The sequence below is a fragment of the Bacillus sp. JCM 19034 genome (assembly GCF_001310635.1).
GTDB lineage: Bacteria > Bacillota > Bacilli > Bacillales > Bacillaceae_D > Halalkalibacter.
The window spans coordinates 17,496-42,926 of the sequence record NZ_BAXR01000020.1; the positions used below are offsets into that span (position 1 = coordinate 17,496).

The 25,431-nt window shown below is 36.9% G+C and carries 21 protein-coding genes, 3 pseudogenes and 1 riboswitch; of the genes and pseudogenes, 19 read left to right on the forward strand and 5 right to left on the reverse strand.

The annotated features are described in order from the left end of the window. Positions 1-329 precede the first annotated feature (329 nt). Positions 330-1,766, reverse strand: a pseudogene (locus JCM19034_RS17505) (glycoside hydrolase family 1 protein). Positions 1,767-1,958: 192 nt separating this feature from the next. Here JCM19034_RS17505 and JCM19034_RS17510 point away from each other — a divergent pair. The 3 genes from JCM19034_RS17510 (at position 1,959) to JCM19034_RS17520 (ending at position 3,680) form a co-directional block, all read left to right on the forward strand. After that, positions 1,959-2,378: a VOC family protein gene (locus tag JCM19034_RS17510; RefSeq protein ID WP_062051805.1), complete on the forward strand. Its 420-nt coding sequence runs from the start codon at positions 1,959-1,961 to the stop codon at positions 2,376-2,378. A gap of 259 nt (positions 2,379-2,637) precedes the next feature. Next, on the forward strand, positions 2,638-2,955 hold the full coding sequence (locus tag JCM19034_RS17515) for a PadR family transcriptional regulator (protein ID WP_062051807.1): 318 nt from the start codon (positions 2,638-2,640) through the stop codon (positions 2,953-2,955). Then, a complete protein-coding gene (locus tag JCM19034_RS17520) occupies positions 2,955-3,680 on the forward strand; it encodes a DUF2812 domain-containing protein (RefSeq protein WP_062051810.1) in 726 nt (241 codons plus the stop codon). The genes JCM19034_RS17515 and JCM19034_RS17520 overlap by 1 nt, the downstream gene beginning before the upstream one ends. 81 nt (positions 3,681-3,761) lie before the next feature. Here JCM19034_RS17520 and JCM19034_RS17525 read toward each other — a convergent pair whose 3' ends face one another. Continuing rightward, positions 3,762-4,406 (reverse strand): DsbA family protein, encoded by a 645-nt coding sequence (locus JCM19034_RS17525; protein WP_082394191.1) that lies wholly within the window; start codon positions 4,404-4,406, stop codon positions 3,762-3,764. A gap of 268 nt (positions 4,407-4,674) precedes the next feature. On the opposite strand from JCM19034_RS17525, the gene JCM19034_RS17535 reads away from it, so the two are divergent. The 13 genes from JCM19034_RS17535 to JCM19034_RS17600 all read left to right on the forward strand — a co-directional run bounded on the left by JCM19034_RS17535 (position 4,675) and on the right by JCM19034_RS17600 (position 19,312). After that, positions 4,675-6,228: a response regulator transcription factor gene (locus tag JCM19034_RS17535; RefSeq protein ID WP_062051816.1), complete on the forward strand. Its 1,554-nt coding sequence runs from the start codon at positions 4,675-4,677 to the stop codon at positions 6,226-6,228. A 1-nt stretch (position 6,229) separates the two neighbouring features. After that, the gene (locus JCM19034_RS17540; RefSeq protein ID WP_062051818.1) at positions 6,230-8,011 is read left to right on the forward strand and encodes a sensor histidine kinase; all 1,782 of its coding nucleotides are present in this window, start codon (positions 6,230-6,232) and stop codon (positions 8,009-8,011) included. 121 nt (positions 8,012-8,132) lie between these two features. Continuing rightward, on the forward strand, positions 8,133-9,461 hold the full coding sequence (locus JCM19034_RS17545; RefSeq protein WP_062051820.1) for an ABC transporter substrate-binding protein: 1,329 nt from the start codon (positions 8,133-8,135) through the stop codon (positions 9,459-9,461). A 107-nt stretch (positions 9,462-9,568) separates the two neighbouring features. Continuing rightward, positions 9,569-10,471, forward strand: coding sequence for a carbohydrate ABC transporter permease (locus JCM19034_RS17550; protein WP_231687025.1), 903 nt, complete (start codon positions 9,569-9,571; stop codon positions 10,469-10,471). Then, on the forward strand, positions 10,464-11,288 hold the full coding sequence (locus JCM19034_RS17555; protein ID WP_062051822.1) for a carbohydrate ABC transporter permease: 825 nt from the start codon (positions 10,464-10,466) through the stop codon (positions 11,286-11,288). The genes JCM19034_RS17550 and JCM19034_RS17555 overlap by 8 nt, the downstream gene beginning before the upstream one ends. 288 nt (positions 11,289-11,576) lie before the next feature. Beyond that, a complete protein-coding gene (locus JCM19034_RS17560; RefSeq protein ID WP_062051853.1) occupies positions 11,577-13,226 on the forward strand; it encodes an ABC transporter substrate-binding protein in 1,650 nt (549 codons plus the stop codon). Positions 13,227-13,354: 128 nt separating this feature from the next. After that, on the forward strand, positions 13,355-14,326 hold the full coding sequence (locus JCM19034_RS17565) for a D-glycerate dehydrogenase (RefSeq protein ID WP_062051824.1): 972 nt from the start codon (positions 13,355-13,357) through the stop codon (positions 14,324-14,326). Positions 14,327-14,347: 21 nt separating this feature from the next. Then, on the forward strand, positions 14,348-15,481 hold the full coding sequence (locus JCM19034_RS17570; protein ID WP_062051826.1) for a glycerate kinase: 1,134 nt from the start codon (positions 14,348-14,350) through the stop codon (positions 15,479-15,481). Between the two features lie 329 nt (positions 15,482-15,810). Then, positions 15,811-16,380, forward strand: coding sequence for a class D sortase (locus tag JCM19034_RS17580; protein WP_062051830.1), 570 nt, complete (start codon positions 15,811-15,813; stop codon positions 16,378-16,380). Between the two features lie 258 nt (positions 16,381-16,638). Further along, a complete protein-coding gene (moaA, locus tag JCM19034_RS17585; RefSeq protein ID WP_062051831.1) occupies positions 16,639-17,655 on the forward strand; it encodes a GTP 3',8-cyclase MoaA in 1,017 nt (338 codons plus the stop codon). A gap of 48 nt (positions 17,656-17,703) precedes the next feature. Beyond that, positions 17,704-17,799: riboswitch (guanidine-I (ykkC/yxkD leader) on the forward strand. 203 nt (positions 17,800-18,002) lie between these two features. After that, entirely contained in the window at positions 18,003-18,344 is a 342-nt protein-coding gene (locus JCM19034_RS17590) for a multidrug efflux SMR transporter (RefSeq protein ID WP_062051834.1), read from the forward strand. Next, positions 18,344-18,658, forward strand: a complete 315-nt coding sequence (locus JCM19034_RS17595; protein ID WP_062051836.1) for a multidrug efflux SMR transporter — start codon at positions 18,344-18,346, stop codon at positions 18,656-18,658. The genes JCM19034_RS17590 and JCM19034_RS17595 overlap by 1 nt, the downstream gene beginning before the upstream one ends. Positions 18,659-18,748: 90 nt before the next feature. Next, on the forward strand, positions 18,749-19,312 hold the full coding sequence (locus tag JCM19034_RS17600) for a hypothetical protein (RefSeq protein WP_062051838.1): 564 nt from the start codon (positions 18,749-18,751) through the stop codon (positions 19,310-19,312). A 106-nt stretch (positions 19,313-19,418) separates the two neighbouring features. Here the strand turns inward: JCM19034_RS17600 and fdhD are convergent. After that, positions 19,419-20,200: pseudogene (gene fdhD / locus JCM19034_RS17605) on the reverse strand (formate dehydrogenase accessory sulfurtransferase FdhD). Positions 20,201-20,310: 110 nt separating this feature from the next. On the opposite strand from fdhD, the pseudogene JCM19034_RS17610 reads away from it, so the two are divergent. The 3 genes and pseudogenes from JCM19034_RS17610 to JCM19034_RS17620 all read left to right on the forward strand — a co-directional run bounded on the left by JCM19034_RS17610 (position 20,311) and on the right by JCM19034_RS17620 (position 24,077). After that, positions 20,311-22,658: pseudogene (locus tag JCM19034_RS17610) on the forward strand (FdhF/YdeP family oxidoreductase). Positions 22,659-22,729: 71 nt separating this feature from the next. Beyond that, positions 22,730-23,236 (forward strand): ferritin, encoded by a 507-nt coding sequence (locus JCM19034_RS17615; protein ID WP_062051855.1) that lies wholly within the window; start codon positions 22,730-22,732, stop codon positions 23,234-23,236. A 124-nt stretch (positions 23,237-23,360) separates the two neighbouring features. Beyond that, positions 23,361-24,077, forward strand: coding sequence for an alpha/beta fold hydrolase (locus JCM19034_RS17620; protein ID WP_156324048.1), 717 nt, complete (start codon positions 23,361-23,363; stop codon positions 24,075-24,077). Between the two features lie 102 nt (positions 24,078-24,179). Here JCM19034_RS17620 and JCM19034_RS17625 read toward each other — a convergent pair whose 3' ends face one another. Both JCM19034_RS17625 and JCM19034_RS17630 read right to left on the reverse strand, forming a co-directional pair. Next, positions 24,180-24,626 carry a Dps family protein gene (locus tag JCM19034_RS17625; RefSeq protein WP_062051842.1) on the reverse strand — a complete coding sequence of 149 codons (447 nt, stop codon included), beginning with the start codon at positions 24,624-24,626 and terminating at the stop codon, positions 24,180-24,182. A 92-nt stretch (positions 24,627-24,718) separates the two neighbouring features. Beyond that, a complete protein-coding gene (locus JCM19034_RS17630) occupies positions 24,719-25,411 on the reverse strand; it encodes a B3/4 domain-containing protein (RefSeq protein ID WP_062051844.1) in 693 nt (230 codons plus the stop codon). Positions 25,412-25,431: the final 20 nt, after the last annotated feature.

Consider the following 25,431-nt stretch of genomic DNA (forward strand, 5'->3'; position numbering starts at 1 on the left):
ATGATATTTCCATTTCTCACTGTGGACAACTCTTGTATAAAGGATAGAATTAAGCAAGTGTAGTTACTGCTCTTCTATCCTTTATTTCGTGCATTTTATTTTTTTAACTCTAATGAATTCCTATAATTTAATTATTATTTTAAAACAGAAGAGATCACTTTTTAGACAAGTATTTTTCTGTGCCCAATGGGATTAGATCGTTCAATGATAAACGCTAGGTCTATGTCGAGATATAACACGAGGATTTCATGAAGAACATAGACATAGCACGTACCGTTTTCATGAAAAGCAAGCCAATGTAACGGCTGAGCACAGTGTTTTTTTAAGTCTTATAATTCTTTACCGTTTGTTGCTATAACATTCTTATACCAATAGAATGATTTCTTCTTTTTACGTTCTAACGTACCGCTACCGTCATCCTGCTTGTTAACGTAAACAAGGCCATACCGTTTCGACATCTCTCCTGTACTCATACTAACTAAGTCTATACATCCCCAAGCAGTGTAGCCTATTAACTCTACGCCATCCTCTATTGCTTCTCCTATAGCCTTTATATGTTCACGTAGGTAATCAATGCGGTAGTCATCATTGATGCTACCATCCTCTTCCACTTTGTCGTAAGCACCTAGTCCATTTTCTACAACAAATAATGGAACACGATAACGATCATATAATTGATTTAAACTAATTCTTAAACCAATTGGATCAATTTCCCACCCCCAATCACTTGCTTTAAGGTAAGGGTTTTTCACCCCTGCAATGAGGTTTCCAGATGCTTTTTCTTCCCCTGATAGCACGGACTTCTCAGTACGAGACATGTAGTAGCTTAAAGATATGAAATCGACAGGGTATTGTTTTATTATTTCTAAATCACCTAGCTTCATGTCAATCGTAATACCGTTTTCTTTGAAGTAGCGTTTGGAAAAATTCGGGTACTCTCCTCGAACTTGTACATCACCGCAAATATAATTAAAGATTTGTTCCTCTTTTTAAAGCGTTTAGTACATTGATTGGATTACTATCGTATGAATAAACAGGCAAATAAAGTAACATACAGCCAATTTGTGAATGAGGAATTATATTGTGACAAGCTTTTACAGCTAGGGCACTTGCAACAAATTGGTGATGCAAAGCTTGGAAGGTTTCTTGTAGACGAACATCTTCTGTTTCAGGTGAGAAGCCGAGACTCATAATAGGAATATGTGTCGCACCATTAATTTCATTAAATGTTAACCAGTACTTTACTTTGTTGTTATAACGTTGAAATAAAGTGATGGCATATCGCTCGAAAAATGATATCACTTCTCGACTTCTCCAACCACCATACTCTTTAATCAAATACAAGGGCATTTCATAATGGGAGATCGTTACAACTGGTTCAATTTCATGTTTTAAGCACTCATCAAAAATACGATCATAAAAGGCAAGACCTGCTTCATTTGGTTCTAATTCGTCTCCTTTAGGAAGATACGTGACCACGCGATTGACATACGATACGTTTTAAAGCCCATTTCAGCAAAAAGAGCAATATCCTCTTCATAGCGGTGATAAAAATCGATCCCATCATGATTTGGATATGTATACGTATCATTGTCGATTTCAAAGTCGAATCCCGGTGAAGAAATGACCTTTAATCGAACTTTTCCTCCTGGCATTACATCTGCAAGGTTCATTCCTTTCCCATCTTCAAGATACGCACCTTCTATTTGATTGGCTGCTGTCGCACCTCCCCATAAAAAACGATCTGGAAATTGATAACTAACCATTTAATAAAACCTCCATTCGTATTTATCATTACAATGGTAGTATGAGATTAATTCAAAAACCTAAACCATATTAGAAGACAAAAGGTCCTTCCGATGCTATAGGATTTTGCGAAAATTAGTAACTATTGAAAGGGAATAGATATGTAAAAAGAGAAATATAACATTTAGCGAAAAATGGAAGGGGATAATAAAATGAAAACAAAATTATGGCGGGTGGGTACAACATATATTCCAGTATTTAATGTCGAACTTTCATCTGAATGGTATGTGAATAAATTAGGTGCTGAGTTAAGCTATAAAGATGAAGACAAAGCGATTTTAAATTTAGCTAATCAGAGCATATTCCTTGTGAAGTCCATAGAAAACCAAACCGCTAATTTCATTGATATTTATGGGGAGGAACGTTTTTCGTTAACTTATGAAGTGGATGGGATAGGGGAGTTAGAAGCACTTCACAAAGACTTTAAGGAAAATGAGATTACTGTTGGGGAGATTGAAGACAGAGGGCATTCTGGGAGAAACTTTGTTTTTTATGATTTAGATGGTAATAAATTTGATGTATGGAGTGAGCTCAGTCCGATATTTAAAGAAAAATATATGATCTCGAACTAAAAGAAATGATTGCGTTACTGCTTAGAGGTGGCGCCTTTTTACTTAGTTGCTAGTGATCATCATTGATCGTGAATTAGAGAAATTAATTTGCTAAATAAAGGTTTGCTAAATAGTAGCGACGGCTAAGTCCAATGTAGGAGGAAATTATATATATCACATTATGATATATATGTAGACTGATATATCATGATGTGATATAATCTTTTAGATATATCGCTTTGTGATATATCATAATCAAATATAAAGTGAGGTGCTAATTTTGAAAAAGACGGAACAATTAACAGATTCAATGTTCTATATTATGGCAGCTTTAACTGAACCAAGACATGGCTACGCTATTATGAATCTAATTGAAGAGACAACAAAAGGGGCAGTTACGATAGGTCCGGCCTCCATGTATACAATTATTAAGAAGTTATTAAAACAAGAGTGGATCTATTTACATGATGGTACGGACTCAAGACGGAAAACATATTTACTTACTGATAAAGGTAGAGACGTATTGGAAGAAGATATAAGGATTAGAAAACGTCTGATTCAATTAGCAGAGGATGGATTAAAACAGGAGGGGAAATAATGAAACAAACTAAATACGTCATGTCAGGTGGATTAGCTTTTTCAGAAGAGAAAGACATGGAGAAACTACGCCAATTTTCTTTAAAAGGTTGGCATGTTAGCAATTTTTCATTCATGGGATATACGCTTGAAAAAGGGCCTAGTTCGGATTATATCTATAGTATTGATTATCGTTCTTTACACGATGAAGAGAGTGAGGAGTATTTCGGCTTTTTCGCCGCTTCCGGTTGGACCCATGTTACATCAGAGGGAGATATGCATTTGTTTCGTGCAACACCAGGAACGAAGCCGATTTATAGTGATCGCGAGACGCAAGCTGAGAAGCACGACCATTTAGGGAAATCGATGAAATGGACTGCCATTTCAGTCATTTTCATAACAATACTCGTATGGCTAGGAGTGTTATTTAGTTCAGGCTCGCTCCAAGTGGTATTGGCTATAATTGCAGTTATTTCCACTGTGATTACTATTCCAATGTCTTGGACTGTAACGGCAATATACAAAAATAAGTGGGAGACAGATGGTAAAAGACGTTTAGCAGCGATAACAAAAATGTTACCATTCCTTTTTCTTTTCTTGGTTGTAGTGAGCATTTTACTTGTAGTTAATGATTTACGAAGTGCCATTCGGATATTAACGTCGATGGCAATTGGAGGGGTTATCCTACCAACTGTTATTTGGATCATTATGTCATTGTATCATAAAATACGTAGAGGAAATTCGTAGTAATTTTAAAGGGGCATTGAAAAGTATTTACTTTTCAATGCCCCTTTAGCAATTGCCTCTTTCGAATCAAAGGTGCGAACTTTAGCTACACCGATCATCACTACAAGTGCTATTGTGATTCTTTTCCTGTTCATTAAATGGTCCATCTTGCTCAATTACTTGCTGCAACGATTGAACGAAAACATCCGTTGGTTGAGCACCTGTAATGGCGTATTTTTTGTTAATAAGGAAAAAGGGTACGCTGCGAATGTTATATTCTGAAGCTTGCTGCTGATCTTTACGAACGGATTCGATTAGGTCATCACTTTCTAGCATAGCTAAAACAGCATCTTGATCTAAGCCGACCTCAGTAGCGATTTCGGTAAGTGTTTTGTGATCTCCTATATGTTTACCTTCTGAAAAATAGGCTCGTAAAAGGCGTTCGGTCATTTGAGCCATTAACCCTTTTGATTTTGCATATAAAACTAGGCGGTGTGCATCGAATGTATTCGTCAAAACCATTCGGTCAAAATCAAAGTGCAAACCGGCTTTCTCAGCCATTTTGACAATGTTATTGCAATTAGCCTTTGCTTGATCATTACTCATCCCGTATTTTTCAGAAAGCTTTTCGTACATCGATTGATTGTTATGAACGCTTGCAGTTGGATCAAGTTCAAAGCATTTATAAACGACTTTAGTTGGTTCTTCAATTTGTTTGAGGGCATCCTCCAGATGCCTTTTGCCAATATAGCAAAATGGTCAAGCGAAATCTGTCCACATTTCAATTAACATGTTTAGTCCTCCTTTAAAGATCTAATGTTAGTATACAGAGTGAACAGTGTGAAGTCCAAACACTTGATTAGAGACTGCTTAAAAAGCTCTTATGAAACTAACATATTGTTCCACCTCTAAATGCTTATAATTATAAATTTTCTCTCTAAGAAAGATAATGCAGGAATGAGTTATCTTGAAGGAGAAAGGATAATATACACATTATTTTATTGGGGGGACGTTCATGTCAGAATTTTATCGCGTGCTTATCGTCGATGATGAACTGTTAATTAGGCAAGGAATTAAGCATTACCTTGATTGGGAAAAAGCAGGTTACATCATTGTTGGCGAAGCTTCAAATGGCCAAGAAGCATTAGATCTTATTCCTCGATGCCAGCCCCACATTGTTTTAACTGATATTGTTATGCCCGTTATGGATGGTGAACAACTGACGAAGGAAGTGAAGCATCGTTATCCAGACATACAGATTATTATTTTAAGTAGTTTCGGTGAGTATGATTATGTGCGAGCTGCTTTTCGTAATGGTGCGATAGATTATATTTTAAAACCAAAGCTAAATACGAAAGATCTTCATGATGTATTGACTAAAGCTGTACAACATATACCGAAAGGAACAGCAAAGAACCCCATTTTAACTAAAACAGTCATTTCTACATCTCATTTAGTTGAGAAAGTACTGGAAGGCTACAGCTCAAAGGAAGAAATTGAACAAATAAAAAAGACTTTTCAACATGATTTTTTTGCACTAATTGGTGTTTTTATAAAGAATCAAAATGAAAGCGATAACAAAACTAAAGTGAAGCATGCTAATTCTTGCTTAAAGCCTTTTCACCAACAACATGTACAGCAGTTCGATTACCTATGGATCAAAGATGAGAAAAGAATCGCAATCGGGCTATTAAATATCGCACAAAGGGATTTAGTTGATAAGTTAAAAGGATTTCTTCATTCACCTTCCGTTTCATTTGTCTTGACGTCCACTTGTGAAATTGAGGAATTGCGTCACGTTTACCAACAGGAATGGAATGAATTAATTCAATTATCTTTTTATTTTCCCAATCAAGCAGTTTGCGTGAAATCTGATGTCCCGACTTATGATAAGGAGGAGACGTTTAATTTAGATTGGTTTACAGCGGAAATGAAAAAGGGTCACTATGATTTGGCTTTTCAATACTTACGGAAATATAGTCAATTTTTAGTGGGAAATGCCTATTTAAGTATAAAAGAGTTTCGTAGCTTTTTTAACCATATATTCTTTACAGTGACAATTTTATTAAAAAATCAAGGTTTCAAAAAGTCATTGTTAGAGCAGGTAAAGTACACGTATGTTGCCATGGTGAGCGAAGCAACGAATGCGAATCAAGTTGTTGATTGTATGGATCGCTTTATTGAAGAAATAGATATAGCAGTAAGTAAGGAAAGTGTGAACGAAGGTGAGGGGAATATTCAGCGAATTATTGAGTATATTTCTTGCCATTTTCATGAGCCGATTAGTTTGCAGGCAGTAGCAGAGGTATTCCACTTCAATCCTTCTTACTTATCTACACAATTTTCTAATCATATGAAGGTCGGATTTAACGAATACGTCAACCGAATTCGCATAGAACATGCTTGTAAGCATTTGATAACAAAGGAGAAGTCGATCGCTGAAATAAGTGAGCTTGTTGGCTATTCAGATCATAGTTATTTTTGTAAGGTTTTTAAGAAAATGAAGGGCGTCTCACCAAGTCAATATCGACGCAAGCAACGAAATCAACAACTGCGAGAGTTGGGATAACATGATTCCAAAACGTTTTCAGCATAGAAGTTTATTTATTAAATTGTTTGTAATAACAGTCGTGATGATGATGATCGTCTCGACTGTTATTACGTGGACAGCGATTCGGATGTCTGAACGATTTTTCATTAATACGTTTAGCATTACAAATACACAAATTTTGGAGCAAATAGAAGGATCAATCGATACGTTTCATTATTCGATCGTGATGGCGTCGAACCAATTAATGCAAAATACACAAATGAAAAGCTATTTATCTGAGGAGTACTCAAATCTTGAATTACTTAATTCCTATTATTATATGGATCAAGAAATAGAACGAACTAAACGTTTTTTTAGTGCTCATGATGTTGGTGTTCTTATTGCTGGGGATAACGGTCGAGTATATACGTCGGAACGCTCGCAATGGCCGATTTCAGATAAAGAGTTATATGCAAATGATATTACGAAGATGTCACTGTTAAACCCACGAAAGATGCTTTATCAAACCGATCCGACTGCGAGAGTTCCGATTATTGTGATTTCTAGAGCTTTCTTAGATCGTACGAAACAATCAACGTATGGTGTGATGTACTTTACAATTCGCGAGGCTGATTTTCAAGCTTTTTATGAAAGCTATACATCGCCAGGCAATGATATTTTGTTAATGAATGCTGCTGGTGAGGTTGTGTCAAGCAATCGCAATGATTTAATAGGCAAGCAGGACTGGAGTTTATTACAATATTCACAGCAAATCGCAAATAGTGAGACAGGGTATTTAACGACAACGATCGATGATGCAGAGCATATTATTTTTTCTTCGTATATTCCAGCGATTGATTTGTATTTAGTCAATACGTTAAATAAGGATATTGTGTTTGCGGATTTAATTGATACAAGAGCAATTTTCCTCTTATGTATGTTGATCACATTGGGGGCGGTTTTTATTATTTTTTTCGTGACCCAAAAAATAACTAATTCGATTTCAACATTAGTTAGAGAAATCGGTTACGTTTCTGAAAATCAATTTGGCTTTTATATAACGTTACAGGATACGTATGAAACGAAGAAGATTGGACGTGCTTTTAATCGAATGCTTGATGAGTTGCATACGTATGTGGACAAAGTTATAGAAAGCGAGAAGAAAAAGCGTCAAGCAGAATTTGCAGCACTACAACAACAAATTAATCCCCATTTTTTATACAATACTTTAACGTCGGTACAATTCCTTGTACAGCAAGGTAACAAGGAAGAAGCCGTCAGTACGATTCATTCCCTTATTTCATTGTTGCAGGGGACGTTAAATAACGGGAACGAGATGGTAACGGTTAAACAAGAAATGGAGCATTTAAAGCATTATGTCATTATTCAACAAAGGCGTTATGGTGCGCGTATCCATGTTGATTATTTTATTGATGAGCAAACTTTATCGTTTTTGATTCCGAAGCTCATATTACAGCCTTTTGTGGAAAACGCGTTTTTCCATGCTTTTAATGAACAAGATCAAGGATACATCCACATTTTTATATCGAAAGAACAGAACTTGCTCCTATGCGAAGTAATAGACAATGGCAAAGGGATGGATTTGAATGGAGAACAACTAGATATTGGGAAACGAAGCCGCTCATCATTTTTTAAAGGAATAGGCATTAAAAACGTCAATGAACGAATTCAGTTTTTATATGGGGAGTCTTATGGGGTACATGTTTATAGTGAAAAAATGAAAGGGACAAACATTAAGTTAACATTACCGATCCAACATATAGAAAATGTCCAAATTTCTAAAGATACTCCAAATGAGTAGAAACGTAAACGATAAAAAACTCCAATTATCACTAGAAATCATCCTAACGGTATAAATAGATAAGATGGTAGACTTTTCACAAAAGGAAAACGCTTACAATAAAACGATAGGGGGATTTATGATGAAAAAATGGTTGATAGCAGTTTTATTAGTAGTACTGCTTGGGTTAGTAGCTTGTTCGAACGCTTCCGACCAATCGGCAGCACAAAATGGTAATGGTGATTCAGATACGACTGGTGATGTCGAAGCAACAGGAGGAGATGGAAAGATTACGATTTGGGCTTGGGATGTTAATTTTAACATTAAAGCTCTTGAAATTGCTCAAGAACATTATCAGTCAATCAATCCAAATATTGAATTTGAAGTAATTGAGAATGCTCAAGATGATATTGTTCAAAGATTAAATACGAGTTTAAGTTCTGGGACAACAAGAGGTTTACCGAATATTGTCTTAATTGAGGATTATCGTGCACAAAGCTTCTTAAATGCGTACCCAGACTCCTTTCACCCTATAACAGGTTCATTTAATGCAGAAGATTTCGCTCCATATAAATTAGCACCTACAAGCTATGACGGCGAAAATTATGGACTTCCATTTGATACAGGTGTAACAGGTTTATTCGTACGTACTGATTATTTAGAAGATGCCGGATATACAGCTGACGATCTATCTAATATTGACTGGTACGAATATATTGAAATAGGAAAAGATGTGTATGAAGCAACGGGGAAGAAAATGATTACAACAGATCCGAGTGATTTAGGTTTAATTCGGACAATGATTCAATCGGCAGGATCTTGGTATATGGAGGATGACGGAATTACACCAAATCTAGCAAACAACGAAGCTTTAAAAGCAGCGTTTACAGTTTATAAGGATATGGTTGAAGAAGATATTATGGGTTTCCATTCGGACTGGAGTCAATTTTTACAAGGATTTAATAGTGGCGACGTTGCATCAGTTCAAACAGGGAACTGGATTAGTCCATCAATAAAGGCTGAGGAATCTCAAGCTGGTTTATGGCAAGTAGTTGAACAGCCGAGATTATCCGGGGTTGATGGTGCCGTCAATGCTTCAAACTTAGGTGGATCGTCATGGTATGTGTTAGATGTAGATGGGAAAGAGGATGCCGTCGAATTCTTAGTACAAACATTTGGTTCAAATATTGATTTTTATCAAGATCTCGTAACAGAAATCGGAGCAATTGGAACGTATATGCCAGCAGCTGAAGGAGAGGCATATCAATATGGAGATGACTATTTCCAAGGACAGAGTATCATTGCAACTTTCTCAGAATGGGCGGAGTTGATTCCACAAATCAATTACGGTATGCACACGTATGCAATTGATGACATTCTTGTTGTTGAGATGCAAAATTATTTAAACGGGAAGGACTTAGATGAGGCGTTAGCAGATGCACAAGCACAAGCAGAAGCTTCTTTAAATTAAAAAAGAGCATTTGTCCTAGGAGGGATAAGCCTTTTAGGACATAGCTTTTTATGAAAAAGGAGAAAGGAGTGGAAAGGGTGCTAACTACAAAACAAGAAAATCAACCTATGAAGCTGCAACCCAAACGTACAATAACTGGTCAAAACTTGAAAAAAAACATGATAGGCTGGTCATTTGTCCTCTTAGCAGTTTTCATGATTGGCTTATTCTATTTTTATCCGATGGTCCGAGCTCTAATTTTATCATTTCAATCAGGGTCGGGAAATAACTTAGAATTTATTGGATTTTCAAATTATATTAGGCTTTTTTCTGATCCTGTTTTTATTACAGCAGTGCAAAATACAGTTCTATATTTTTTAATTCAAGTACCAGTGATGTTAATATTGGCACTGTTCTTTTCAGTTTTGCTGAATGATCGGAATTTAAAAGGTCGAAGCTTTTTTCGGATTGCAATCTTTCTACCTTGTGTAACGTCACTTGTTGCATATTCTGTCGTATTTAAATACATGTTTGGGCCTGATGGATTTATTAATATCATGCTTATAAATATGGCACTTATCCAAGAGCCGATTCAATGGTTAACCGATTCTTTTTGGGCAAAAGTGACAATTATTATTGCGATAACATGGAGGTGGACGGGTTATAATATGATTTTTTACTTGTCAGCTTTGCAAAATATTAACCCTTCCATTTATGAAGCGGCTCGAATAGATGGAGCGTCTGCTTTTACCCAGTTTTTTAAAATTACGATTCCACTATTAAAACCAATTATTTTATTTACATCGATTATGTCAACGATTGGGACACTTCAATTATTTGATGAGGTGATGAATATAACGGGTGGAGGTCCAGGAAATGCCACGCTGACGATCTCACAATATATTTATAATATTTCATTTAAGTACACTCCTGATTTTGGTTATGCGGCAACGGTATCGTATGCGATTGTCGTCATGGTCGTGTTCTTCTCAATTATTCAGTTTAAAGTAGCAGGTGATAAAAATGCGTAGCGTTAAACGAATGTTCGTATATTTGTTTTTATCTATAGCAGCGTTGATTTCGATTCTCCCTTTTCTATGGATGGTTGTTAGTTCAACGAATCGTTCTGTCGATGTAACAGGTGGAAGGTTAATTCCAGGAACTCATCTAGTAGAAAATGTGAGAAACTTGTTTGCTACTGTTGATATTGTGCAAGCTCTTTGGAACTCGACATTGATTGCTGTTGGTACGACTGTACTCGCTTTATTAATTGGGTCACTCGCAGGTTACGGATTTGAAATTTACAGAAGCAGAACGAAGGATATTGTTTTCTCGATATTATTGTTATCGATGATGATTCCTTTTGCGGCTCTAATGGTACCACTCTTTCAGTTATTTGGGACGATCTCATATATCATTCCAGCGATTGGGATTGATACGCTAGCGGCTGCAGCTCTTCCAACAATTACGACTGCGTTTTTAATCTTTTTATTTAGACAAAATACAAAGTTCTTTCCAAAAGATATTTTAGAAGCTGCAAGAATTGATGGTGTTTCAGAGATTGGCATATTCTTTCGGATTTACATGCCGACAATGAAAGCAACGTATGCAGCAGCAGCGATCATTACATTTATGAATAGCTGGAATAATTATCTTTGGCCATTAGTTGTCTTACAGTCGCAGGATCGCCAGACAATTCCGTTATTAATCTCTACATTAGGCTCCAGTTATTCACCTGATTACGGTTTAATAATGACAGCAATAGTGATTGCAACGCTACCAACAGCTGTTATTTTCTTTTTAATGCAGCGTCACTTTGTCGCTGGTATGTTAGGTTCAATAAAATGAGTGGTCTACGCTCCCCCTAAAAGCACTTAGGGGGACGTATTAATGTCCAATTGTATTTGATAAGCTATCATTTCCTATATTGTTTAGCATTTATATACATGCTAAAGTTAATGTCTGGTAGGTCATAAATTTTCTTAGGTTTAATCTTTAGTTTGTAGAGTGACTGAACTAAGTTATTAAATATACAATGAAAGGGCTTACAATGAAGGTAAGCTAATTTAAATAAAGGGGGAATTGCAGTATGTTTTTAGTAAGAAGAACTTGTTCTTATGTTTAGCATTTGTGTTCATGTTAGCATTGGTTGCTTGTTCCGGAAATGATACATCGAGTAATGAACCGAGTGACACAGGCGATGACTCTAGTACAGATGAGGGAACAGAAGTAGAAAATGAGCCGTATACGTTTACGTATTTCAATGGTTCTACAACGTTACCGAACATTAATTCACGAGATACAACGATTGGAGCCATGTTTGAAGAGGAGTTAAACACGACTGTTGATATGGAGTATATTACAGGTGATCTTAATACCCGTATTGGTACGATGATCGCATCAGGTCAATATCCAGATGTTATTGAGCCGAATGAAGCAATTGATGCATTATTGGACGCTGAAGCATTTATCCCATTAAATGATTTAATTGATGAATATGCTCCAGATTTGAAAGCGCTTTATGAACCGTATCTTGATGCAATGACTCATGATGATGGAAATATTTATTATATTCCGATGGGAGCAAATCAAGGATTCATCCCTCCAGCAAACCAAGATCAAGGTGCATTTTGGATTCAACGTGAAGTGTTACGTGAGTTTGATTACCCAGAAATTAAAACGCTAGATGAGTACTTTGAGTTAATTGAAGCATATGTTGAAAGACATCCAGAAGTTGATGGAGCAGCACCGATTGGATTTACAGCACTGACTTATGATTGGAGATTCTTTGCATTAACGAATGTACCTAACCATTTAGCAGGATTTCCGAATGATGGTGGTGTATGGGTAGATATGGAGACGCACGAGGCAGAGATTTATGCAGATAAAGAAGAAACGAAACGTTATTTACAAAAGTTGAATGAAATTAATTCAAAAGGATTGTTCGATCGCGAAGCTTTTGTTGCGAACTATGATGAATACTTAGCAAAAATTTCTTCTGGTCGCCTGTTAGGTTTCTTTGATTACGGATGGCAATCTGATGTTGCAATGCGTGTCCATCGGGAAGATGGGAATCATTATAAAGAATATATGGGTCTTCCAATAGTTTTTGATGAAGATATTACCGATCAATACCTTGATCCACCAGCCTTTATTACAAATCGTGGTGTTGGTATTACGACAAGTGCAGATAATCCTGAACGCATCATGGAGTTCTTTAACCATATTGCTAAAGAAGAGACACAAAAGCTTGTTATGTGGGGTATTGAAGGTGAAACATACGAGGTCGATGAAGACGGAATGTTTTATCGTACACCAGAGCAAATTGAGATGACATCTGATCAAGATTGGCGACAAGATTTTGGGTTTGCTTACTTTGAGTGGTACTGGCCTCGTGGTGATGGTGTTTTCTCAGACGGAAACGCATGGGAACCGCGCCGTCAACCATCTGTAGTTCAAGAGACGTACAATGAAACAGATCGTGAATTCCTAGATGCATATGGATTAGAGACCTTTACGCAAATTTTTGCCGAGCCACAAGATCGTCCTTGGTATCCAACATGGAGTGCCAATATTGAACAAGGATCAGACCCTGAAATTTTCGAGCAGCGTTTAGAAGATATTCAACGTGAGTACTACCCACAATTAGTTTTATCAGATCCATCAGATTTTGAAGATATTTGGGAGAAATATGTAGAACGAGTTCATGAGCTTGATATAGAATCATATGAAGCATTCTTTACACAAGTAGTAAAAGAACGTATTGAACAATTTGAAGGTGAATAAGAAATATAGGATGAAGCTAGCTGTTGATCAGTTAGCTTTCTTTTTGTTTGAAATTAGATGGTTTTTTCGATTTTTAGGAGGAATTAACCTAGGTGTTGTAAAAGGTTACATAGAGGAGGAGATTTACCTTGAAGCCGAATATATTTATTACCCGGAAAATAAACGAATCAATTGTTCAACAATTACAAAAGTATGGAGAAGTTGAGATGTGGGATGAAGAAGAAGTTCCAGTCCCTAGACAGATACTAGAAGAAAAAATAGAGAACATCCACGGAATATTTTGTTTACTAACAGACACGATTGATCAAGCTCTACTAGAACGGGGAAAGCACCTAAAAGCGATTAGTAATATGGCAGTTGGCTATAACAATATCGATATTTCATATGCAAGAAAGCTCGGAATTCCTGTTACGAATACTCCAGATGTATTAACGGAAACAACTGCTGATTTAACGTTTGCATTGTTAATGGTGACAGCAAGAAGAATAACGGAATCTGAACGATATTTACGGGAAGGGAAATGGCAAACTTGGTCACCGATGTTATTAACTGGTCAAGATATTTATGGGGCCACTCTAGGAATCATTGGAATGGGGAGAATCGGTGAGGCACTTGCTAAGCGGGCTAATGGTTTCTCGATGAATGTCTTATACCATAATCGAAATCGGAAATATAATGTGGAAAAAAAGCTAGGAGTGTCTTATGCGGAGCTTCATAAGCTTTTGGAACAGTCTGATTTTGTATGTGTGATGACACCTTACACGAAGGAAACCCACCATTTAATCGCTGATAAAGAATTAAAGCAAATGAAACGTACAGCTGTCTTAATTAATACATCTCGAGGTGGTGTTGTTGATGAACAGGCTTTGTATGATGCGTTAGTAAATGGTGAGATCTGGGGGGCGGGGCTTGATGTTTTTGAACAAGAACCGCTTCCACATGATCATCCATTATTGCAGCTTGATCAAGTCGTCGCAACGCCACATATAGGAAGTGCTAGCATAGCAACAAGATTAAAGATGGCCCAATTAGCAGCGACCAATTTAATTCAAATGTTAAACGGACAAAAAAATCAATATATTATAAATCAAGTTAAATAGCTTAGAGTAGGAGGTATTATAGTGAAAGTAGTTTTAGCTCCAGACTCATTTAAAGGTTCACTTGATGCTAGTCGAGTTTGTCAGATTATGAAAGAGGCGATTCATTGTATAGACAGATCAGTAACAGTACAAGAGGTACCGTTAGCTGATGGTGGAGAAGGTACGACAGATAACTTCGTAAAGGTAACAGGGGGGGAACGAATAAATGCTGTTGTGCATGATCCACTATATCGTCCAATTCAAGCCTTTTATGGTGTGTTAGGTGATGGGAAAACGGCTGTTATTGAAGTTGCCCAAGCTTCAGGTTTACCTTTATTAAAAGAGAAAGAGCGAAACCCACTCATAACATCAAGCTATGGAACAGGGGAGCTAATTAAGCACGCACTTGATAAAGGGTATCGCCGTTTTATCATCGGTTTAGGTGGCAGTGCGACAAATGATGCGGGTGCCGGTATTTTGCAAGCACTAGGGTGCAAGCTCTTACAAGAGAATGGTGAAGATCTTACGTTAGGTGGAGGTTCATTATCCAAGCTCGCAACTATTGATTTGAATCATTTTGATAATAGGATTCGAGAAAGCTCCTTTCGTGTAGCGAGCGATGTCTCGAATGTTCTCTGTGGTAACGACGGAGCTTCTGCTGTATTTGGTCCACAAAAAGGAGCTACTGCTAAAATGGTGTCTGTTCTAGATCGTAATTTAGCTCATTACGCCAACGTTGTTGAAAGGCTAGACGGAACTGATTTGCTTTCGATAAAAGGAGGAGGGGTAGCTGGAGGTATTGGGGCAACTCTCGTTCATTTCTTTCAAGCAGAAATGTGTTCGGGCATTGAGTTAATAATGGAAGAAATTGATTTTAACACAATGTTGCTAGATGCTGATTTAGTGTTTACGGGCGAAGGGAAAATAGATCAACAAACACTTTCGGGAAAAGTGGTAATGGGAGTTGGAAAAGAGACGAAACGGTTACGAATTCCTACGATTGCCTTTTGTGGTCAATTAGACTTAGACCATCAGCAATTAAGGAAGATAGGCGTTACAGCTGCATTTTCAATCGTCCAAGAGGCATGTACTCTAGAACAGGCCATTTACCATAGTGAAAAATGGTTAAATGAAACCGTAAAGAATGTTTACTCTAGCTTATTGAATACTAGATAAGAGTTTATCACTTAAATGAGATTTTCGAATTAATAGTACGTATGAGGATGCGGAGATCGCTTATTGATTGATAATTTGGTTTTTCCTATTCCTTCCGTTATAATAAAATTGGCGATAATTAGAAATCTAAATGCTCGTCTCATCTAAAAAGAATAGCCAAAAAGATGTTTTCTTTGGTATTCTAAATAAAGAAGGAATTAAGTCAAAATGGCTAGAACAGCTTAAAGGTAAATGGAAACAAGCCAAAAGGGTACTAAGAACAACGTTTGTTTGGTTTATTGCTTTCTATCAGTTTGGAAACGTTAAGTAAAGATAGGAGTTGGTAACGAATGAAATTCTTTGCAAATCTCATTATTGTAGTTGGACTTGCACTAGTTTTTTATAGTGGCTACAATATTTATGACAATTATATGAAGCAAAACGATTCAATTGCCCAAGCGAATGAGTTACTGAAGCGTAACTCGACACCGAAATCAGCTGAAGAAATGGTGATTGAACAGGGCGATGCTATTGGTATTTTGTATATTCCGCGATTTGATAAAGAACTTCCGATTGTCTCGGGAACGGATGAAGATGATTTAGATCGCGGAGTTGGTCACTATACGACAACTGTACTTCCAGGACAAGGGGATCAAATTTTATTATCAGGTCACCGAGACACGGTATTTAGAGGGTTTGGTGATTTAGAAATTGGCGATGAGTTTATTGTGAAAATGCCTTACGGTGAGTTTACGTATGTCATGTATGAAGATGAAATTGTTGACGCCGATGACCGAACAGTAATTCGCTCCACGGCCCCGGATGAAATCTTAACTTTATCGACATGTTATCCTTTCGGTTTTGTCGGTTCCGCACCTGATCGATACATTGTATATGCCAAGCCGGTAGATGCTGAATAAATTGCTTTGAACTAAAAACCTAGCTAGAAGATGTAAAAGTCTTTAGCTAGGGTATTTATTATAAAAAATAGTCTTGTTCGTTTCAATAAATAATAAAATGAATGGACAGATGAAGCGTTCCAACAGGCAAAAGCTTAGGCATTTATCTGATCCAATATAGAATGACTTCTTTATTCGGAGTAGTCACATTTAAAGGTGATCTATGATAAAATAGCAGATAACACATTGAAAAAGGTTGTACCTTAAGGGGGAAGCTCAATGACATTCACACCTGTACTTGATCAATATGAGCGTCCGCTACAAGATCTAAGAATTTCGATTATTGATAAATGCAACTTTCGTTGCTCCTATTGTATGCCTGCTGAAGTATTCGGCGAAGATTATGCCTTTTTACCTGAAGAAAAATTATTATCATTTCTTGAGATTGAAAGAATCGTACGTTTATTTACGAAGCTCGGTGTCAAAAAACTTCGCTTAACTGGTGGCGAGCCTTTAATGAGGAAAGACGTACACTTATTAATTCGTCGTTTAGCAGCGATTGAAGGAATTGAGGACATCGCACTAACAACAAATGGTGTTTTTCTAGTAAAGGAAGCGAAAAGATTAAAAGATGCGGGCTTGCAACGTGTTAATATTAGTTTAGATGCTTTAAATGAGACTATTTTTCAAAGAATGAATGGAAGAAATGTGAAGCCGAAAGTCGTATTAAAAGGGATAGATGCTGCGATTAAAGCAGGGTTGGACATTAAGATTAATATGGTCGTTAAAAAGGGTGTCAATGATAGTGAAGTTTTAAACATGGCATCCTATTTTAAAGATCGACAGATTCCCTTACGGTTTATTGAATTTATGGATGTAGGCCAGACAAATGGTTGGGACTTTTCCAAGGTTGTAACAAAAAAGGAATTAATACATCGAGTATCGTCATTAGGTGAGTTAGAGCCTGTAGGGAAAGAATATTTAGGTGAAGTTGCAACAAAGTATCAATACAAAGGAACAAATGTTCAAGTTGGCTTTATTTCATCTGTTAGTGATACGTTCTGTGGCTCCTGTACTCGAGCACGGATTTCAGCAGACGGCACGTTGTATACTTGTCTCTTTGCTGAAAAGGGACATTCTATAGTTGAGTTTCTTCGTTCTGAAGTGTCAGACGAGTTCATACTTTCAACTGTTAAGGCTATCTGGAACAAACGTACCGATCGTTATTCTGAATTACGTACGGAGGAATCCGCAAAGAAACGTAAGAAAATTGAAATGTCTTATATAGGTGGGTAATTGATACATTTATGGAAGATGTGTAGATTGTATGTTTAATTGTATATGATAAAAGTTTTCTAGGGTTCCGCAATGTAAATTGGTCTGGTCCGAGAGAGAACACACAGCATAGCTGTGTCACGGAAGGATAAAAGCCTGGGAGAAACTGTTTTTTCACTCCAGGCTTTTTTGCTTTTTTGAAGAAAGTATAAAATTAATAGCAGTATTTTTGCGAGAACATCTACTTTGTTCGTTACACGTTTTTTCTGAATGAACCCAACTTTTCAGTAAAACTATGGCCAAGAGTAACGACATGTTAGATGCTTCTAATAATTTAGTGTTTATATGGAAAATGGTGGGGGGATTAGATGAATACAAATTGGTTGAAAGTTTTTGTAGCTGCTTTGTTTGAAGTCTTATGGGTAATTGGCTTGAAATATGCTGAAGGCTTTTGGGATTGGACTGGAACCGTTATAGCAATCATTATCAGTTTCTATTTGATGATTATGGCAGGAAAGAAACTTCCAGTTGGAACCGTTTATGCAGTATTTGTTGGATTAGGAACAGCAGGAACAGTTATTTCTGAAATTATGTTCTTTGGTGAACCATTCAAATTCAGTAAAATTCTACTGATTGTACTATTGCTAACAGGTGTCATAGGTTTGAAATTAGTAACGGGGGAAAACGTAAAAGAAAGGGCTGATGGTTAATGGCATGGATTTCTTTAATTTTGGCAGGCGTATGTGAAATGTTTGGTGTTGTTATGATCAATAAACTTCATAAAGACCATAATTGGCAATCATTTGTTCTATTACTACTAGGATTTGGGGCAAGTTTTCTATTTTTAGCATACGCGATGGAAACTCTACCTATGGGAACAGCTTATGCGATTTGGACGGGAATTGGTGCTTCTGGTGGAGCATTATTAGGGATGATTTTATACGGGGAATCGAAGGATTGGAAGAGATTAGTTTTTATTAGTATGGTCTTAAGTGCAGCAGTAGGGCTAAAACTTGTTTCTTAATACAACAAGGTTATTAGTGAAATTTGTAGAATAATTAACTATGATCAAAGAAGAAGGCGGATTCCTTCTTATTTGGAGGTTGTAATGTAAATGGGTTTCTTTAAACGTTTTTTTAAACGAGTTGAAGATGTTAATAAAGGAGAAGCAACTGTTTCTGACCTTGAGTCTGAGTTTAATTTAGAGTTACCGGAAGAAGAAGCAATGGACTTATGGGTTGAGATTGCACAGAATGTAATCGTAAATGTCGTCAAAGCTGCTAACAACTCAGTAGATCGTGCATTTGTCTTGATCGATATGAGGGAACAACCTTCTTTTGATATTTTCTATCAAATCGCTGGTCGTTTAGTAATGTGGAATCAACTTGAAGATACTAGTATGAAAGAAAAAATTAAAAATGAATTATTACCACAAGCAGCTGCGGTCGCCTCAGCAGTAAACGGAAACTTTGAACAAACGGAACATCCTAAGATTGCGTTCGCCCAGTTACAATTTGAATGGGCAACGAAAGCTTGGTTTTCACATGTGAACTGGGAAGACGATGAATATGCAAATTTAGATAAGGAAGAAATTTTAAACAACTGGTTTCATATTTTGAGTGATGAGATAAAAGGGCAACCAATAGATAGTGATAGCAAACTTTCATGGTATCCTTAATTTCTAATCATTGATTATGTGATCCCTAAAAAAGAGAAAAGCGTAAGTAATAATTCATGTATAAATTACGCTTCTTTTCCATATTACACATATCATCTCTTCGTTGTTAACGAATTCGAGTTGGGTGTGAATAGATGTTAAAAGATTGCTCACGGATAAATCCAACTGTTGTAATATTTAAATCGTTGGCTAAATGAATCGCTAGCGTTGTCGGAGCTGATTTTGATAATAATATACTTATCCTCATTTTCGCGGCTTTCAATAGGATTTCAGACGAAATTCTACCACTAAATACAAGGATTTGATCGGAAAGCGATTGACGTTGAATTAGGCATGTCCGTATAGCTTATCAATTGCATTGTGCCTGCCGATATCACTTCTTTGGAGCAGAATTCCCTCTGGAGTAGCAAGTGCAGCATTGTGGACGCCACCTGTTTTTTGAAATGTATCACTTTGACGTTGTAATGTATTCATTAACGTTAAACATTGCTCTGGTGTGATCGTAATCGTTGACAGTGCTGTTTTAGCCGTTTTTATATCATTTTGAAAATAAAATTTTCGGCTTTTTCCACAGCATGATCCAAATACTCTTTTTGCTGATAAAGTGACGGGGTTCGTTTTGTTTTTCAGAGTTACGTAAGAAACGCCTTTGTGAATGTCGATTTCTAATGATTCAATTTCTTTTTCGGCTATCACAATACCTTCTGATGCTAGAAAACCAACAATCAATTCTTCCATATGTGTTGGACTACAAACTAAAGTAGCAAATTCGGTTTGATTTACATAGATCGTTAAAGGGAACTCTTCGACAATTACATCGTTCATTTTTTGAAACTGGCCATTTATATATTTAACTATCGGTTGATGATTGCTCATATCATTAATCAAAATCATACCCTCACTTTTGTTATGAAAATGCATACAAGATTCTACTGTTATTTTATAATGAAATGAGAGGATTGTGAAATGTGGAAGACAAAAGAGGAGTTGCTCGTAAAATGGGGAAAACAAAGCATACAGGACCAATGAACTTAGATAAAAGACCGCAGCCTTCCTTGTGGGCTGGAATCACACCTATGGGGTTAGGAAAGGTAAAGCCTAAGCATATTCGCGATACAATGAAGTCAGTTTGGGAGAATCGCGACAATGCGAAATATGCTTATCGTATTTTAACTGAAGGAGTATGTGATGGTTGTGCACTTGGTGTTTCTGGTCTATATGACCAGACGTTAAAAGGACCACACCTTTGTACGACACGTTTAAATGTACTTCGTCTAAATACCGCACCAGCAATTGACGATAAATGGTTCGAAGATATTGATCAACTAAGACAGATGGATAGTACACAATTAAGAAAGCTAGGTCGGATTCCGTATCCACTTTCTCGTAAGCCAGGAGAAAAGCAGTTTAGAAGATTAACATGGGATGAAGCGTTAAACCGAATTGCAGCTAAAATGAAATCAATTGATCCAAAGCAGATAGCGTTTTATTTAACAGCACGTGGGATTACAAATGAAGTCTACTATACTGCTGCAAAGGTTGCTAGGTTTCTCGGAACGAATAATATTGATAATGCCTCAAGGATCTGTCATTCACCAAGTAAGACTGCATTAAAGCGGTCTTTAGGGATTGGTGCTGCTAGTTGCTCCTATAAAGATTGGATCGGAACAGATGTGTTAATTTTTTGGGGAAGTGTTGCAGCGAATAACCAACCAGTTTCAACGAAATATATGTATGCTGCTAAAAAAGCGGGAACGAAAATTATTATGATAAATCCATACCGTGAGCCAGCAATGGAAAAATACTGGATACCGTCGATTGCTGAAAGTGCCTTATTTGGAACGAAAATTGTCGATGATGTCTATCAAGTGAATATTGGTGGTGACATCGCCTTTATGAACGGTGTGATGAAGCATTGGTTTGAAATGGAGGAGCATTCTAAGGGCTCGGCCATTGATCATTCTTTCGTAGAACATCACACGAACGGTTTTTTGCAATTAGAGCAGCACGTTTCTTCATACAATTGGGAAGAGCTTGAGCGTTCATCAGGACTCTCTAAAAAGCGAATGCAGGAGTTTGCTCAGCTGTTAGCAAATAGTAAATCAGGTGTATTCATTTGGAGTATGGGATTAACGCAGCACCGTTTTGCTACCGATAATATTTCTCAAGTTGCCAACTTAGCAATGTTACGTGGTTTTTAGGGAGAGAACATTGTGGAGTGATGCCGATTCGTGGACATAGTGGTGTACAAGGCTCTGGTGAGATGGGAGCAGATCCATTTGTACTTCCAGGAGGGGACTTTGACCAGAAAAACAAAGAGAGAATTGAAGCATTATGGAACTTCTCTATTCCCTATTGGCAAGGAGATACGGTTGGTCAATCGTTAGAAAATGCTCATTTACATGATGATCATGAACGCAAATTGAAACTTTTTTATACGAGTGGTGGCAACTTTTTAGAAACGATGCCGAATCCAGATTTTATGAAGCAATCATTGGAAAAGGTTGAGCTTCGAGTCCATCAGGATATTATTTTAAATACATCAACATTAGTTGATGCTAAAGAAGAAGTGATCGTTTTACCTGCTATGACGCGTTATGAGCAGCAAGGAGGGGGCACTTCGACGAGCACAGAGCGTATGGTTTATTTTAGTCCAGAAATAGAAGGACCTAGAATAGAAGAAGCACGGTCAGAGTGGGAGATTTATGTAGATTTGGCTAAACGAGTCAAACCTGAACAAAAGAATAAAATTACTTTTGAAACAGCTGCACATATCCGTGCTGAAATTGCCAAAGCGAATCCTAATTATGAAGGGATTGTGCACCTTTCTAAAAAGGGAGATGTCTTTCAATGGGGAGGAGCTTGGCTTTGTGAAGACGGTGTGTGTCCGACAGAAGATGGAAAAGGAAAGTTATTTTCAATCGATTTACCGGAAAACAGACGAACAGAAGGCCATTTCTACGTGACGACACGTCGCGGTAAGCAATTCAATTCGATGATATACAGTGAAACAGATCCGTTTAATAATGGTGAACGGTATGATGTTTTACTAAATGAAGAGGATGCTCGTGATCTTGGTATTGATGAGGGGTGTCCAGTGGTCGTCTATAATCAATATGGTCAGTTTCAAGGAAAAGCAAAATTTGAAAATGTAGCAAAAGGCAATATTGCTTTATATTGGCCAGAAGGTAACGTGATTCTCCCAAAAGGAGTTTATGAAAATGAGGCTAAAATCCCTGAATACAATACAACAGTAATTGTTGAACGAGCTGATCAATTTCATGCAAGGAAAGACAAGCGTTATGTGGAAAAGAGAATTGCTGATTTAGAAATGACCGTTGATTAAAAACGATTGCCGCTTACCTTTTTTGCGAAGTTGTATTAAAATTAAAGAAAGAATGTGGGGGATGGTCGGTGATGTTAGATAAACAATTAACGAAGGCGTTAAATGATCAAATGAATTATGAGCTTTATGCAGCACATTCTTATGTTGCGATGGCTGCTTATTGCTCTAGTGAAAGTCTTGATGGATTTGCGAATTTCTTTTTAGTTCAAGCTGAGGAAGAGCGATTTCACGCGATGAAATTTTACAACTTTATTAATGCATTAGGAGAACGAGCAACAATTCAAGCGTTGCCGGAGCCAAGAAATTCTTTTTCCTCTGTACAGGATGCGTTTGAACAAGCTCTTGTACAAGAGAAGGATGTTACAAAAAAGATTTATCACCTATCAGATTTAGCACTAGACCGTAGGGAACACGCGACAATTTCATTTTTGAAATGGTTTATTGAAGAGCAGGTAGAAGAAGAAGATATGTTTGATAGCATCATTCAAAAATTAAAGCGCATTGATAATGATAGTAACGCCTTCATCATGTTAGATGAAGAATTTTCAAAACGCTCATTTACAGCTGAAGCCGAATAACAGAAAGAAGAGTAATGAGAACTTACTCAAAGGTCTCATTACTCTTCTTTGTATAAAAACGATTAATTTGGAGGTGAGAATATAGTTGTATTATAAAGAAGTTGGAGATGGAAACTCTACACTAATGGTTTTTCTTCATGGTGGTGGAGTTAGTGGTTGGATGTGGGATAAACAAATTGAACATTTTCGTTCAATATTCCACTGTTTAGTATTAGATTTGCCTGAACATGGACGAAATCAAAGTGATGTACAATTTACAATAAATAGTGCGGCCGAAGAAATCATTGAACTCATTAAAGAAAAAGGCCAAGGGAAACGTGTTGTAGTCATTGGTTTCTCGCTAGGTGCTCAAGTTTTAATTGCAATGCTTAGTAAAAAGCCAAATTTAATTGATTATGCGATGATTAACAGTGCTTTAGTTAAACCAATTCCTTTTGCTAAGCTACTTATAAAATCAATGATGTTTGCATTCCCGCTCGTGAAAAATAAAGCATTCTCCAAAATTCAAGCAAAATCAATGTACATAAAAGAAGATTACCAAGATATTTATTATCAGGAGAGTTGTCAAATAAAAAAGGATGCGTTTGTTAGAGTAATGAATGAGAACATGTCTTTTAAAATCCCTAATGGTTTTGAGAACTGTAGTAGCAAAATATTAGTTACCGTAGGAGAAAAAGAGAGAAGCGTCATGAAGGGATCAATGAAAGAAATTGTTGAATGCAATCGTACCTGTAAAAGTCTAATTATTCCTAAAATAGGTCACGGCTTTCCTTTGGCGAATCCGCAATTATTTAATAAGACGTTGGAAGAGTGGGTTGAAAAAGATGCTGTAAATATATAATTTAAGAAGCAGCGATAGCTATGTTCATGAAAATAGCTATCGCTGCTTGATACGTTAATTATAGGCTTAATGGACTAGTTGCCATTAAAAATTCACATCACCTTAAACAGATTTTCCTAGGAAAGCTTGGAGCATCCATGCGTGTTTTTCTAAGCTAGAATGAATGGCAAGAAGCATGTCAGCAGTCGTTTCATCATCGGCTTTTTCGGAAATTGCCATTCCCTCACGTAATTCAGCAATCATAGTCGAAAAGTCTTTTGAAATGGTTTGAACCATCTCTTCGGCTGTTTCATTTGATGTAGCTTCTTCAATCGATGCTTCTTCTAAGTATTCCTTCATCGTAGCACTTGGCTTGCCACCAATAGCAAGAAGTCGCTCGGCTAACTCATCGATATGAACAGCGGCCTCATTGTATAATCCCTCAAATTTTTCATGTAATGTAAAAAATTGATGACCTTTTACATACCAATGGTAGTTGTGTAATTTAACGAATAGTACACTCCAGTTGGCAATTTGTTTATTAAGTACGTTGTGTAGTGTTTTGTCCATTTGTACCCACTCCTAATTTGATTATCTTTTCTACATTTTACTAATACCCATCTTTCTGCAGAACTAAACACTTTTTTTTAAAAGACTGATCGTTACCATTTTTCAACTACACCATTGATATGAATAATTTGCTTTGAACTTACTCCGCCATGAATATGGGTAAACATCTCTGCAGCAGCTTGAATTAACTGTTTCGCCTCTGCCAACTCCATTGATGGACGAAGGTAAAAAATATGTAAGGCACTAGTAGTGTTCTCCGTTACCTTTGCTTGATTTGAGTCCACGATGGGACTACCAAAGGGCCCTTTCTTGTCTGCACTAATCAATTTTCCTTTGAGTTGATTGATTCGACCATTAATTCCATTATATTCTTCTCCACTTTGACCTAAACGTATGGTAATATCATTGTCGATCATTGAGAGGTCATAAATCCCAATTGGAATTTCGTATTGCAAGGAAAAGAACGTATTTAAATCAACAGCTGAGTGAATAAAAGGTAAGAAGTTCCCCTTTTTGATACGCCGTAATAGTGCTTCATTGGACGGCCGATAACGATTCGGATCAATATGGAGTGCTTTAAAGGCACGACGCCATTCAGCAACACCAACGACATCTGCTATCGGTTTTGTAGCGAATTCAACTTGCAATGTTTCTTGGAAAAATTGTAATCTTCCTTTTAACATTTGTGGAGAGTCAGCAATTTCGATATGATGATATTGAATAATCCCCATTTTTAAGTTAGGTATAATCGTTTGCAAGGATGGGTCTATCTTTATTGAAACCATAATTGCCTCCTTCTTATGAA

What these genes read in the sequence shown, in the direction of transcription:
- JCM19034_RS17510 (WP_062051805.1), top strand. Translation starts at nt 1,959, where the DNA reads ATGAAAACAAAATTATGGCGGGTGGGTACAACATATATTCCAGTATTT.
- JCM19034_RS17520 (WP_062051810.1), top strand. Translation starts at nt 2,955, where the DNA reads ATGAAACAAACTAAATACGTCATGTCAGGTGGATTAGCTTTTTCAGAA.
- JCM19034_RS17535 (WP_062051816.1), top strand. Translation starts at nt 4,675, where the DNA reads ATGTCAGAATTTTATCGCGTGCTTATCGTCGATGATGAACTGTTAATT.
- JCM19034_RS17540 (WP_062051818.1), top strand. Translation starts at nt 6,230, where the DNA reads ATGATTCCAAAACGTTTTCAGCATAGAAGTTTATTTATTAAATTGTTT.
- JCM19034_RS17545 (WP_062051820.1), top strand. Translation starts at nt 8,133, where the DNA reads ATGAAAAAATGGTTGATAGCAGTTTTATTAGTAGTACTGCTTGGGTTA.
- JCM19034_RS17550 (WP_231687025.1), top strand. Translation starts at nt 9,569, where the DNA reads ATGAAGCTGCAACCCAAACGTACAATAACTGGTCAAAACTTGAAAAAA.
- JCM19034_RS17555 (WP_062051822.1), top strand. Translation starts at nt 10,464, where the DNA reads ATGCGTAGCGTTAAACGAATGTTCGTATATTTGTTTTTATCTATAGCA.
- JCM19034_RS17560 (WP_062051853.1), top strand. Translation starts at nt 11,577, where the DNA reads ATGTTAGCATTGGTTGCTTGTTCCGGAAATGATACATCGAGTAATGAA.
- JCM19034_RS17580 (WP_062051830.1), top strand. Translation starts at nt 15,811, where the DNA reads ATGAAATTCTTTGCAAATCTCATTATTGTAGTTGGACTTGCACTAGTT.
- moaA (WP_062051831.1), top strand. Translation starts at nt 16,639, where the DNA reads ATGACATTCACACCTGTACTTGATCAATATGAGCGTCCGCTACAAGAT.
- JCM19034_RS17590 (WP_062051834.1), top strand. Translation starts at nt 18,003, where the DNA reads ATGAATACAAATTGGTTGAAAGTTTTTGTAGCTGCTTTGTTTGAAGTC.
- JCM19034_RS17595 (WP_062051836.1), top strand. Translation starts at nt 18,344, where the DNA reads ATGGCATGGATTTCTTTAATTTTGGCAGGCGTATGTGAAATGTTTGGT.
- JCM19034_RS17600 (WP_062051838.1), top strand. Translation starts at nt 18,749, where the DNA reads ATGGGTTTCTTTAAACGTTTTTTTAAACGAGTTGAAGATGTTAATAAA.
- JCM19034_RS17615 (WP_062051855.1), top strand. Translation starts at nt 22,730, where the DNA reads ATGTTAGATAAACAATTAACGAAGGCGTTAAATGATCAAATGAATTAT.
- JCM19034_RS17620 (WP_156324048.1), top strand. Translation starts at nt 23,361, where the DNA reads ATGGTTTTTCTTCATGGTGGTGGAGTTAGTGGTTGGATGTGGGATAAA.
- JCM19034_RS17625 (WP_062051842.1), bottom strand. Translation starts at nt 24,626, where the DNA reads ATGGACAAAACACTACACAACGTACTTAATAAACAAATTGCCAACTGG.
- JCM19034_RS17630 (WP_062051844.1), bottom strand. Translation starts at nt 25,411, where the DNA reads ATGGTTTCAATAAAGATAGACCCATCCTTGCAAACGATTATACCTAAC.